8 protein-coding genes are annotated in these 13,517 nt (G+C 56.6%); all 8 read right to left on the reverse strand.

Going from position 1 to position 13,517, the window contains the following annotated elements; translation table 11 throughout:
• Positions 1-13: 13 nt before the first annotated feature.
• Positions 14-1,012 carry a 2,3-diaminopropionate biosynthesis protein SbnA gene (gene sbnA, locus ACIOVB_RS14905; protein ID WP_401268854.1) on the reverse strand — a complete coding sequence of 333 codons (999 nt, stop codon included), beginning with the start codon at positions 1,010-1,012 and terminating at the stop codon, positions 14-16.
• Complete coding sequence (locus tag ACIOVB_RS14910; RefSeq protein ID WP_401268857.1) at positions 933-7,037, reverse strand: amino acid adenylation domain-containing protein; 6,105 nt, start codon at positions 7,035-7,037, stop codon at positions 933-935. The genes sbnA and ACIOVB_RS14910 overlap by 80 nt, the downstream gene beginning before the upstream one ends.
• Positions 7,038-7,079: 42 nt before the next feature.
• Entirely contained in the window at positions 7,080-7,862 is a 783-nt protein-coding gene (locus tag ACIOVB_RS14915) for an ABC-2 family transporter protein (protein ID WP_401268860.1), read from the reverse strand.
• The gene (locus tag ACIOVB_RS14920) at positions 7,862-8,641 is read right to left on the reverse strand and encodes an ABC transporter permease (protein WP_401268862.1); all 780 of its coding nucleotides are present in this window, start codon (positions 8,639-8,641) and stop codon (positions 7,862-7,864) included. The genes ACIOVB_RS14915 and ACIOVB_RS14920 overlap by 1 nt, the downstream gene beginning before the upstream one ends.
• A gap of 8 nt (positions 8,642-8,649) precedes the next feature.
• Positions 8,650-9,675, reverse strand: a complete 1,026-nt coding sequence (locus ACIOVB_RS14925) for an ATP-binding cassette domain-containing protein (RefSeq protein ID WP_401268865.1) — start codon at positions 9,673-9,675, stop codon at positions 8,650-8,652.
• 439 nt (positions 9,676-10,114) lie between these two features.
• The gene (locus ACIOVB_RS14930) at positions 10,115-10,375 is read right to left on the reverse strand and encodes a hypothetical protein (RefSeq protein WP_401268867.1); all 261 of its coding nucleotides are present in this window, start codon (positions 10,373-10,375) and stop codon (positions 10,115-10,117) included.
• Positions 10,376-10,555: 180 nt separating this feature from the next.
• A complete protein-coding gene (locus tag ACIOVB_RS14935; RefSeq protein ID WP_401268870.1) occupies positions 10,556-11,749 on the reverse strand; it encodes an MFS transporter in 1,194 nt (397 codons plus the stop codon).
• A 667-nt stretch (positions 11,750-12,416) separates the two neighbouring features.
• Positions 12,417-13,517 (reverse strand): peptide chain release factor 3 (locus ACIOVB_RS14940; protein ID WP_401268873.1); only part of this gene is annotated, 1,101 nt, incomplete at its 5' end.

The following is a 13,517-nucleotide window of genomic DNA, read 5'->3' on the forward strand; positions in this document are numbered from 1 at the left end:
CACCCCGTCGACATCAGCCCACCAGAGCGTGCTGATACAACTGGCTGCCAAAGTTGGCGTCACACCATTTGTCCGAGTAAATCGTTTCCAGATAGCGCTCGCCCATATCAGGGCTGATCACGACCACTTCGTCACCCGCGGGGATCTGGTTCCAAAGGCGTTTTACCGCGGCCAGCACCGTCCCCGTCGAGCCACCGACCAGCAGCCCGTAATCCAGTGCAATGCTGCGGCACATGCGGATCGTTTCGACCTCATCGACGAACTCGATGTGCTCAACCAGTTCGCGATCAAGAATCTCGGGGCGCCGGCTCGTCCCCAACCCGGGGATCAAACGCTTCTTCGCCACTTCCTGGAAGTTGATCGAGCCGACGGTATCGACCGCGATCAGTTTCACCTTCGGGGCGTTGTCTCGCAGATACTGCGCACAACCAATGAGGGTGCCGGTGGTTCCAGCGCCAACAAACAGCCATTTGCACTGCGGCAGCCGCTCGAAGATTTCCGGTGCCGTCCGGTTGTAGTGCGCCAGAGGGTTGGCCGGGTTTGCATATTGGTTGGTCCAGAAGTATCTCGGATCCTTGCGAATCTTTTCCTGGATCAGGGCAATACGCGCGCCCAGAAAACCACCGTTGCCATCACGGGTCTCGCAGATAATCACCTCGGCGCCATACGCCTTCATCAGGTTGATGCTGACCTGATTGACATTAGGGTCCGTGACGCAAGTAAACGGATAGCCCCGCTGTGCACAGACGATCGACAGTGCGACTCCCAGGTTTCCTGAACTGGATTCGATAACTTTTCGCCCGGGGGACAGATGCCCCAGTTTTTCACTTTCCTCTATCAGGGAAATGGCTGTCTTGAGTTTTATCGAACCGGCCGGATTCAGCCCCTCGAGCTTCAGGTATACCGGCACATCGCCGATAAAGTTGTCCAGCTTATGAAACTGATTCGCACTGTAAACTTGCTTCATGCTCAAGGTTTCCATTTCCAAGAGAGGACAGTAGAGCCAGTTCAAGAACAATCCTTTCTTGAAGATCGGCCATTTGGGCTACGCTGAATTTTTCGTGGTTGAAGTTGAGTTCGATCAGGAAGTCGTCTGCCGGAACCAGCCCGAGCACCAGCGCAAACTCCGAGCGCTCGACCCACTGCAGGTTGCTCAGACGATATCGATCACCGGCCGGCAGGTTGTCCTGGAGTTCGAAGTTCTCCACCACTAACACGGTGTTGAAGAGTTCCTCCTCCTGACCCAAGCCCGAAGCGCTCTTGAAGTGGCTCATCGCGACATGCCCTTCTTCCTGAAGGACGGCGTTGCGACGCTGCAACTCGCGCACGCCCGAGATAGTCGATGCAGCCGCCACATCAACCTTGCAAGGCACGATCGAGGTCATCAGGCCAATGATGTCGGCGGCCCCTTCAAGGTCGGTCGGTCTTCCTGAAATGGCCCAGCCGAAAACAGCTGTGTCATGGCCCGTGTGTTGCGCAAGGATCCGCGCCCACATGCACTGAAAGACGACGGCAACGGTGACGCCATGGTCAATACAGAACCGCTCGATAGCGCGCGACAGGTCCCGACCCAGCGTGAAGCGATAAGCACGATGATCGACAGCCGCGCAAGCTTGATACGCCAGCGGGCTGATGAACGCGCAGGGCTTGATACCCGCCAGATAGTCGCGCCAGAACGGGCGGTTCTCACGCGGTTCCTGGTGTGCCAGCCACTCGATGTAGTCGCGATAGACACGACCGAAAGTGGGTGCCGGTTGAACGCCAGCGATCAGGTCATCGTATAGGGCAAACAGCTCTTTGATGACTCTGGCGACGCACCAGCCATCCAGCAGGATGTGGTGATAGGTCCAGATGAGCTTGTGCGTATTCGGGTCAGCGGACAGCAAGGTGAAGCGTGTCAGTGCCGGCGTTTCGAGATCGAATCCGCGGGCGCGGTCGTTTTCCATCACTCGGTCGAACAATGCCGGATCGTCATTGCCCTTGATGACCGACCAGTTGCATTGATGCTCCGCGGCCACATACTGCACCGGCCCCGATACCGCATCCCAGTAGAACCCACTGCGCAGGATCGGATGGCGCTCAGTCATCAAGCGCCAGGCTCGCTCCAGTGACCGGAGATCGATCTCGCCATGGATATCCAGGATGTACTGCAGAATGTAGGTATCGTCGTCGCTCATCAAATGCTGAAACAGGATGCCCTTTTGGGTCGGAGCCAAGGGATAGATATCCTCAGGCACGGCACCCGCGTGACTGATCAGCGCGCGCAACTCATCGTCCGTCAGATCGGCGTCAGGGTAGTCGGACGGCACGCGGACCTGAGATGCACGGCAGCAATGCACAATGATCTCGTCCAGCGCTGCGCAATAGCGCGACGCAATATCCTCGACATCCTCTGCAGAGACGATGGCCTCATCGAAATGCCAGTCAATCTCGAAACGTCCCTGGGCAATACGCGCTTCAATTTCCAGCGCATGCTGACGTCCGTTTCGCGGATCGACCGATACCTGATCGACAAGACTCAGCACCTGAGCCGATGGCATAGAGACATTCGGGTCATCAAAGGACACGTGGTCCCATTGCCCCAGATAGTTGAATTGCACCATCGGTTCGCAGCGTGGAACCACCGATGCCTCATCAAACAGGTAACGCAGCAAGCCATAGCCGATGCCGCGTTGCGGGATCTGTGCCAGCGTGCGTTTTGTCTGCTGGATCAACCGATCCAGTTCACCCTGCGGATCCTCAAGACAGACCGGAAACACGGACGTGAACCAGCCAACCGTGCGGGATATATCAACACCTTCAAGAACGTTTTCACGACCATGCCCCTCGAGGTTGATGGCGATGGCGTTTTTGCCTTGCCAGCCGGAAAACGCGCGCACCAGTGCTGAAATCAGGATGTCATTGATGCGCGTGTTATAGGCGGCGGGCACATCACGCACCAATGCGTTGGTCTGAGCGACACTCACCCCCCGGGAAACCGTTCGGGCACAGCGTGAAGCCTGCTTGTGCGGATCAAAGGGCGCGCCAGAGGGAATCTTCTCGACCACTTCGGACCAATATGCCGTCTGCGCCAACACCTCACTTTTGAAGGCTTGCCCATCGCGGGTGAGCTGCTGCGCCCAGCTTCGAAACGACGTGACGGAGGTCGCGAGGGCAGTTCCGGCGAATACGTTGAGAACGTCCTCAACCAGAATACGCAGGGACACACCATCCACCACGAGGTGGTGAACCAGCACCACCAAAAGAGCCGCATCATTGTCGGGGGTACGGAAGAGCACCACGCGAAGCAGGTCACCTGCAGCCAGGTCAAGGCTTTGCTGGCAGTCACTCAAGCTCTGACGAATATCATCGAGCCCTTGCTCGACCGTGCCGCTCAATGGCACGACCTTGCAACTGTTCTGCCCATCGACAGGTCGCGCAGGGATGGTCTGCACATAACCCTCGGCGCCAACCTTGAACTGGGCGCTGAGTACCGGATAGTGCTCGAGTATTTTTTGCGTTGCCGCAACCAGCGTCTGCGTCGGAACGCAACGGTGCAACTCGATGGCTGTCCCCAGACACCAGTGGTTCGGATTGACCAGTGGTTGCTCCGCGAACCATCGCTGCACCGGTACCAGTGATGTCGGGCCGATGGCTGGAATGCTTTGCGCGCCGTGAGGGTTATCCAGATACCGGACAGCCCGAGCGATTTCGGCAAGTGACCGACTGGCAAAAATTCGATCCAGGTCAATCGCCATGGCGTCCCGTCTCAGACGTGCGATCAACTGAAGCGCACTGATCGAGTCGCCCCCCGAAGAAAAGAAGTTGTGGTGCAATTCCAGTGCGTCATTGCCGATGATCTCGCGAGCAGCAGCGAGAACGGGGGCATCAAAGGATGAATGCTCAGACGGCATTGGCACAGGCGGAGTGACCGCAGGTGATGCAATAGCCGTCGATACCACCTTCCAGCTTTGCCATGCCTGCAATGGAGCGTCGGGATTGCACAGGTAGGTCAGTGCACTCAGGAACTGCTCGGACAGTGCCGCAGCTCGTTCCCGGGAAACACGCTCCGGATCCCAGATGAAATCCATGGAAACGCTATCGCCGCGGCTGAGCACCTCGACGGCAAACGGAAATTCGGTAAGGTCCGTTACGTGAGTGAGTTCAACGCGGTTACCGGCACTTTCAAGCGTGGCCCAATCCGCCAGTGTCTCGACGTTGAGCACGGTATCAAAGGCTTCATTGGCAAAACGTGAGCGGGTGCTGGTCAGCACCTCGTTCATCGCGACCGACTCGAATCGCAGCAACTCTGCAATACGGCGGCTGACGTCCTGCAGGCTGACCTCGGCACGGTCCTCTGGATACAGTGCAATGGGCATTGGCAGCGTATTGGCGTACATACCGAAATCATCCAGCCCGACGCCCGTCTCCGCCCGCCCCGATACAATCATGCCGAACAGTTGGTGCTGTCCACCGCATACGGCATTCAAGGCCATGGCCCAGGCAGTGGCGGCGACGGCGGAGATCCTGACCCCGGTGCGCACGCACAGGCTCCCGATCGCCTGCGTCAGATCTGTCGCCAGACGTTTGCGCAAGCGCACATGCTGTACCGACGCCTGGCTCGGCTGATCGGAGCCGTCGGAGACACAGACAGGCCCCTCGAAAGGCGCGAGCAGATCGGCCCAGAACAACTGGTCCGTTGCGTGCAGATGAAATTTTTCCGGGTCGGCGATGTAGGTGGAGTATGCGTCCTGCGCAGCAGGCTGGCCGCCGAATACTTCACTCATCAAGGGAAAGATCGAAGCCCCATCGACAATCAGGTGGTGAGCGCTTAACACAAGCTGATATTCGTCGTCTGCGAGCTTGAACAAGTGCAATCGATAAAGCGCTGGTTGCTCCAGAACGAATCCAGCCTGTCTCTCCACGCGAAGAAACGTTTCCAGAAACGTGCGTTGCTCGCCGTCGCTCAAGTGCGAAAGATCGGATTGCGCCCAGCGCAACGGAGCGTCTTCGACAACGACTCGAACCGGCTGACTGGACGGATCGAGAATGAAGGCGCTGCGCAACAGCTCGTGACGTTGATGGACCTTGTGCCAGCCCGCTTCGAGCGCCGCCCCGCCATCGAGCATCGTCAACCGGAATGAATACTGCAGGATGTAAGTACTGCGATGCCGAGAGCGCAGAGACTGAACGAAAATCCCTCTTTGCGCAGGTGACATCGGTAGAAACGACGAAGCCTCAATTACGGAATGCGACCGGACGTTTTCGCATGGGGTCTGCGCAGGAACTGTCGCGACGCTTCGGTTGCGAGCCGCCTTGAGCAACCCCAGGGTAGTCGGATTGCGAAAGACCTCTCCCAGCGTGAACACCTGACCTGAGGCTTTTGCCCGCGCTATGAATTGCAGAGCGAGAATGGAGTCGGCGCCGTGCCGGAAAAAGTCATCCGCCGGTTGCAGGGTCCGATTGCCCAACAATTCCCGCCAGATCTCAAGAATATCCAGACCACTGCTTGTCTGCCCATTGGTTGCGGCAGTACCTGTATTCACCACAGCCACGGGGGTTTCATTGGCAATGGCCGTGAGTTTTTTCTTGTCGATCTTGCCGTTGGGCGTCTCCGGCAGAGACGTTTGAATCCGAAACTCGGACGCAATCATGTGTTCCGGCAAGTGCTCACGCAATTGCAGGCGCAGGCGATCTAGATCGGTATCAGCCCCATCCTTGATCACAATGAACGCGGTGAGGAACGCACGGGTACTGGACGAGTTCAGTACGACCGCCGCCTGCTTGACATTGGCCAGGCGCAAGATGCCGAACTCGACCTCGCTCAGTTCGATCCGGTGACCACGCACTTTGACTTGATCATCGGTTCGACCGTGGTAGTGATAAACACCGTCGCTGTCGCAACTGACCAGATCACCGGTTCGATAGGCTCGTCGCCCGTCGAGGGTGACAAATGCCTTGAGTGTCAGATCAGGACGTCCGATGTAGCCCAGGCCGACTGCAATCCCTTCGACGTAAAGCTCTCCTACTTCCCCGACCGGCAGTGGTGTCTGGTCAGTGTCGCGCACGCTCAGACGCACCCCGCGAACAGCGCGACCAATAGGGATCGCCCGATCAGTCGAAGGCATTTCGGTAATGACTTGATGGGTAACGTCGTCACTGCACTCGGTCGGTCCGTAGGCGTTGACCAGGGGCACATGGGGTTTGGCCGCCAGCCAGCGGCGGGCCAGGGAAACCGGCAACACTTCACCCGTGGCGACCAGACACGTCAACCGATCAAACCGCGCATTGCCCGTGTCGACGATGATTGCATCGAGAATAGCCAGTAGATGGCTGGGAACAACCTGGAGGATGTCGATCTCGTCCTGCTCGATGCGGGCACCCAGGCGATCAAGATCCAGAAATTCCGATCGGGTGAGGATGGCTGTACGCCCTGCGCAAATCAGCGGCGCGAGAAATTGCCATACGGAGATGTCGAAACTTTGTGGCGCCGTTTGCGCGACGTTGGGCGCCTTGCGCATCCCCAAATCATCAACTTTGGCCAACAGGTGATTGACCATACCCGCATGATGGACCATCGCGCCCTTGGGCATGCCGGTGGAACCCGAGGTGAAGATGACATAAGCAAGGCTGTCATCCGCCAAGGCACACCGCTCGTAGGGCTCACCGCCGCGCATGCCCTCGAAGCGGGCCGACATAGCCAACAGACCGACGCCGTCAAACTGCGCCTGCCTGGTGTCCTCGGCGATCATCCATTTGCAACTGCATTGCTCCAGCATGTACGCACGTCGGTCGCGCGGCAGTTCGCGATCGAGTGGCAGATAGGCCGCTCCAACCTTGAAAAGACCAATCATCGATACCAGAAACCCAAGGCCCCGTTCGAGGCCAATGGCGACGATATCGCCCGGTGCTACGCAGGCGGCATCAAGTTGGCGGGCAAAGCTGTCGGAGACTTCATCGAGTTCGCGATAACTCAGACTGTCGCGGCCATCGGACGCAGCAGTGGCGTGCGGATTCCGCCGAACTTGATCGGTGAATAAATCGAGAAAATTGGCCATATCATCCATGTCTTATGGTTTTAATTTCAGCGTTTGCGTGTTTCAGGATCCTTCCCGAAGGTATTTCTTCACCCCCAGATGCCAGAGCAATCGAGACAACAATGCGAAGCCGAGAGTCGCCAGCAAAGCTCCCAGCAACATAACGCCCGAGGTCATGCCCATCGCCGATTGCGCGGGCACTTCCATGATGAAAAAGACAGGGACCACCGTCATGATGACCACCTGAATCCACTCCGGATAAGCACCCGAAGGAAAACGTCCGGTGGTCAGGAACATGAAGAGAAGATGAGAAATGTTGCCGGTTTTCTTGGTCCAGAATGCCAGGCTCGCGATACTCAACCACACCGCATAAACCAGCGCGCAAGCCAGGGTGATGAAAGTGCAGAGAGCGCCCAGTGACCTCACTGTCAGTTGGCCTTGTGCATAACTGCCGCCCAGCATCAGACCCAATCCCAGCAACACCCCGAAGATATGCCAGAAACGCAACTGCCCAAAGGCTAGAACCGTCTGGATATCAATGGGTTTAACCAAATAGGTATCGATAGTTTTGCTGACGATTAACCGCGAGGCTGCCTCACAGTTGGGCAACACCACCATTTGTACAAAAGATCGAATCAGGATGAACGCGCCGTACAGGACAACCGACTGTTCTTTATTCCAGCCACCGATCGTTTCAACATTGCCGAAAAAGATCGCGATCACGACATAGACCGACAACCCCAGCAATGCGGTATTCAACAGACTGACAAATACCGGCATGCGATCTTTCAGATTGGCTTGCAACCTGGCGGACAACAGCGCTCTAACAGCGCTTAGTGTTTTCATTATCCGAATACCGAGTAACGTTTGACACCGGCGGCCCAAATCATCCGAGCGAGCAGAGACAATGCGATTACCAAAAACATCTGAAACATTAATCCGCTGATTAATTCCTCCGCACTCAACTCACCCATGATAATGCGAATAGGGAAATTGATAATGTACGGAAAAGGCGACCACTCAAGTATCGACTGCATCCATCCGGGATAAAGCGACAACGGCGCAAGCACACCGCCAAACAGTGTCAACATATAGGTCAACACCAAATCAAATGCACTTGCCTGATCCGACCAGAACGCTGCAAGGCCACCAATAAAATAGAGCAAATAATTGATGGCAAAGCCCAGAGCAACTCCCACTAAGGCAGGCAACAGATAGCTCATGTTCAGATAGTTGCCGGCTTGGGAAAAAACAAACACGCCGGCGACCAGAAACAGAATGGGTATCACCCTGACGAAGGCTGAGGCCAGCTCATTCAAAAAATAGTAGAGGCCGATATTGAAAGGCTTTAACAGCGAACTTCCGATATCACCCGAGTGAATATCATTCTCGACCTCTTCTGCCGCGGTACTGGACACGATCTCGCCAATAAGGAAGACCAGCGCAAAGTAGGCAGCGAACTTGGCTGGAGTGAAGCCTCCTAGTGAGACGTCTTTCGCAATCCCCATCCAAATGACCATCATGAATAATGGCACCAACGAAGCCAGCACCAGTACAAACAGCTCAGCACGATGAGCCACTTTACGGCGAAGAGCGGTACGGGCAACGCCCGCAACTTTCGTCATGAACCGGCTCATGCAACACACTTCCCGGACGCAGCTTCAATCCGCACGGCCGCTTCTTCCCGGGAGTCGTTAAACAGCTTCAGCAAGGCCTCTTCAATAGGCGGGTCACTGATGGAGATGTCCAGAACGGCCTGCTCCGCCAGCACCCGCGAGCAGACGGAAACTACGTCCGAGGCCGGGACCATCAACTCATGCACGAAGCCGTCTGCAGAGCGAACCAAGCCGTATTTTCCGAGCACCGAAGCAGCCACGGTCTCAGACAGCTCCACCGTGATGATTCGGTGGTTGGACATGCGTTTGCGCAAAGACTCAAGGGTGTTGTCGAACGAAACCCTGCCGTCTGAAACAACAATGACACGCTCACATAACGCTTCGATGTCCTGCATGTAGTGTGAAGTCAGAAGCACGCTTACATTGCTTTCGCGACTGTAGTCCTTGATAAAGGAGCGCACTATTTTTTGCACGCCGACATCAAGTCCGATAGTCGGCTCATCGAGAAATAGAACCTTTGGATCGTGGAGCAATGAAGCCACCAGTTCGCACTTCATTTTCTCGCCAAGAGAAAGAGTACGCACGGGTGCCTTGTCCAGACGGGAAACCTGCAACAGCTCATCCAGGTAGCCATAGACCTGTTTAAACTGCTCATCGGAAATTTCAAATATCTTCTGATTCAGCCGGAATGTTTCCATCGCCGGCAAATCCCAGATCAATTGTTGGCGCTGCCCCATGATCAGCGAAATCGACTTGAGGAACTCCTTGTTACGCAATTGTGGCGTATAGCCCAATACAGAAACTTGTCCAGCCGTCGGATAGAGTAATCCCGATAACATTTTCAGCGTGGTCGTTTTACCCGCGCCATTGGGACCGAGAAAACCAACGACTTCACCTTGACTGACACTAAACGAAATATCGTCAACGGCCGTCTTTTCCGAAGATCGGGGAGAGACAAGATTTGTCAGCCAGCCGAAAGGCCCTTCTGCACGCTCTTTAACCTGGTAAGTCTTCGACAGATTACTAACACTTATACAATCCATTGTTTAAAAACCCTGATGAAAAATGAGCTTTCCATTGCGCATATCGTTTCAACGAGCGCTTGAATATCACGCACGATTCGCCCCCGTCAAGAAACACAACTACACATTTAAATTTTGAATTCGCAGAACTCAATGGTCATTGCTATTGCCACGCTTTTGCGTTTTCGCAAGCCCGAGTCGCATCGTATAAATATGCACATCACTCCGTTTCACTCCCTAGTCTTTTTTGACCCAAGCTAATCCCCTGATATCTCAGTGTCGAGGGCAAAAAACGAGGAAATATCAAAAGAGGAATAAAACTACGAAACGAGGAAAAAGTTCTTACGAATGACCGGATGAGCACTGCCCTGCCTCACGCTACTTTCATTTAGGCGCGCCCTCCTCCCCACCATTGACTGACATCTGGCAGGGAGGGAGGAAGGAATCGCTTGCTGACTCCTTACGTCTGGCTGTCGCCATCATCCGGATCATCGGTATCCGGCTCATCGGTTGTCGAGTCGTCATCATCCTCGCTGCCGCCCTGCCCCTGATCACCCGGCTCGGACTCGGACTTGGCCAACATCAAGCCGCTGTGCCCCACCTGCCCGTTAAAGGCCTGGGAATCATGATCCTCGCACTCGGCCCAGGCCGTCGCGGTGCCGAGGGACAGCATCACCATCACTTTCAACAGCAGTAAAACCCGTAGAAACCTGTTTTTCATGATCGATTCCATCCTGTGCAGGTGAAACACCAATGCCGATCCGGCGCTGAATGAAATCTAGTTCCGATCAGCCGGGTTCACCAGATAGGACGTTATCGAAGCCATAGAAATGCCGTCGCCCGGCAGAACGCTTTCGAATAATCCCTAGTACCGATTCGGCTAAGCAGCACGTGCAGCCATTTAGAGGGTGGACGCACGGGTTGCCCGCCACGCCAACGGGATCGCCGCCAGCGCGAGTACGGCACTGACCACCCAGACACTGTGCCCGCCAAATTGGCCGTAGATCTGCCCGCCCAGCACTGGCGATAACAGTGCGCTGGCGCTCCAGCACATGAAGAACAGGCCGAAGTACTGCCCGCTTTTGCCACCCTGTGCGTGTTGCATGACCAGCACATTCAACGGAGGCATGAACAGCGCCTCGCCCAGTGTCCAGATCAGCGTCGACAAACAGACATAAGCCAGCCCCGACCCCAGCGGCAACATGCCCAGCCCGATGGCCAGCAACACGCAACCGGCGACCAGTTGTGCACGCACGCCCCAGCGCTCGCCCCAATGGCTCAGCGGAATCTGCAAGGTCACCACCAGCACCGCGTTCAAGGCGAACTGCCAGCCGATGACCTCGGTGCTCAAACGGTAGTAATCGGTGAGGTAATTGCCAAGCATACTGTAGACAGTGTCGAAGGCCATGCCGAGCAGAACGGCTGCAGCCAGCAGCCATAGAAATGGCCGGTCGCGATAGGGGACACCAGGGGATTCAGCGCTGTCGGCTGAGTGCTCCGGTGCGAGCACCGAACGGCGCCATGTCGTGCGGACAAACCACAGCAAGGCCAGCAACGTCATCGCCGCACTGACAAAGAACACCCAGCGAAAATCAGTCTGCGCCAGCACCCCGCCAGCAATGCCGGCGGCGGCCATACCGAGGTTGCGCGCGACCCGGCTCAAAGCCTGCGCGCGTGAGCGTTGCGCGGTTTCGCAATACTCCATGATCAGCCGCTGATGCAGCGTGCGGATCGCCCCATCGAGTACGCCACTGAACAGCAACAACGCCGCGAGCCAAGGCACATCGGTGACCAGCCCCAACAACAGCAGAGTCCAGGCCGACATGAAAAACAGCGCCGCCGTAAGCCGCGCCGTGGGAAAGCGGTCGCTGAGCAACCCGCCGACCATCGAACCGATCAACAGTCCCGCGCCGTAACCGGACAGCAGCCAGCCAACGGTCTCAATCGCCAGCCCCAGTTCCTGACGCAGATACAGCGCCATGAACAACTTGACCATGCTGCTCAGACGATTGATGAACAGCAGCGCCGCGAGCACCCAGGCCATGACGCCGAAATAGCCATCGAGTCGTAACAAGTGAGTCAGTCGACTCGTCATTCCATTGACCTCTCAAAGCGACGTTCGTGAACCTGAAACACTAACGGCCAGCTCGCTGGTTGTCGCGCTCAAGTATGCCGAGATCACAAAAAACGGAGTCGCCCTACAACCCCCTGTAGGAGCTGCCGCAGGCTGCGATCTTTTGACTTTGCTGCTTTCGGCAGCTCAGTTGCTGAGTGCACTCAGCTAGAAAATGGTCGGCTGTAAGGCCGCCATCGCTGGCAAGCCAAGCTCCCACAGAAAAGCAAAATCAAGATCAAAAGATCGCAGCCTTCGGCAGCTCCTACACAGGATGAGCGCAAGCTCGGCTGCAGCTCTTGATCTTGATCCACAGGCCGCGTCGGCAGGCTGAGTGGAGGGATTGATCCGGGGGTGGGAGCGCAGCGACCGTTTGGCGCAGCCAAACACATCGAGAGGAGGTGCAGCGAAGCAAACCGGAGACGATGCCCCTGGATCGATCCCGGAGCGAAGGAACCCCGAGCCCCAGCGAGCGGGCCGAACGCCGGGGCCCAGCCTTTTGGTTACTTTTTGGCGTCTGAAAAAGTGACTCGCCGTAAGGGCGAAACCGCCAGCCGCAACCCCCGCAGAAACGGATATGCACCCAAAACCAAACAAAAAAGCCCCCGAGGCGTACACCTCAGGGGCTTCGGACAAAACAGCTCAGCGCTTAGTGATGCTCACGCGTCGCCCGGAATTTCACATCCGGCCAACGCTCTTCCATCAACGCCAGGTTAACCCGCGTCGGTGCGAGATAAGTCAGGTGACCACCGCCGTCCAATGCCAGGTTCTCCACAGCCTTGTTGGAAAACTCCTCAAGCTTCTTCTTGTCGTCGCATTCAATCCAGCGCGCCGAGTAGACAGTGATCGGCTCATACGAGCACTCGACCTTGTATTCCTCTTTCAAGCGACTGGCGACCACATCGAACTGCAGCACACCCACGGCGCCGAGAATGATGTCGTTGCTGCGCTCCGGGAAGAACACCTGGGTCGCGCCCTCTTCGGCCAATTGCTGCAAACCTTGGCGCAGTTGCTTGGATTTCAGCGGATCGCGCAGACGCACGCGACGGAACAGTTCCGGCGCAAAGTGCGGGATGCCGGTGAAGCTCAGGGCTTCGCCTTCGCTGAAGGTGTCGCCGATCTGGATCGTGCCGTGGTTGTGCAAACCGATGATGTCGCCCGCAAACGCCTCTTCCAGTTGCTCACGCTCGGAAGAGAAGAACGTCAGGGCGTCGCCAATGCGCACGTCCTTGCCGGTACGCACATGGCGCATCTTCATGCCTTTTTCGTATTTGCCGGAGCAGATACGCATGAAAGCGATGCGGTCGCGGTGTTTCGGGTCCATGTTCGCCTGGATCTTGAAGATAAAGCCCGAGAACTTCTCTTCCACCGGCTCCACGGTGCGCTCGTTGGCCACACGGGCCAGCGGGCGTGGCGCCCAGTCAACGACTGCGTCCAGGACGTGGTCAACACCGAAGTTGCCCAGCGCGGTACCGAAGAACACCGGGGTCAGTTGACCGTCGAGGAATTCCTGCTGGTTGAACTCGTGGCAGGCACCCTGCACAAGCTCAAGCTGTTCGATGAAGCGCTCGTACTCGTCGCCCAGATGCGCGCGCGCTTCGTCGGAGTCGAGTTTCTCGATGATCTTGGTTTCGGTGCGTTCGTGACCGTGACCGGCGGTGTAGACAATGATGTAGTCGTCGGCCAGGTGATACACGCCTTTGAAGTCGCGGTAGCAACCGATCGGCCAGGTGATCGGCGCAGCCTTGAT

This window comes from Pseudomonas sp. NPDC087639 (assembly GCF_044743385.1).
Lineage (GTDB): Bacteria > Pseudomonadota > Gammaproteobacteria > Pseudomonadales > Pseudomonadaceae > Aquipseudomonas.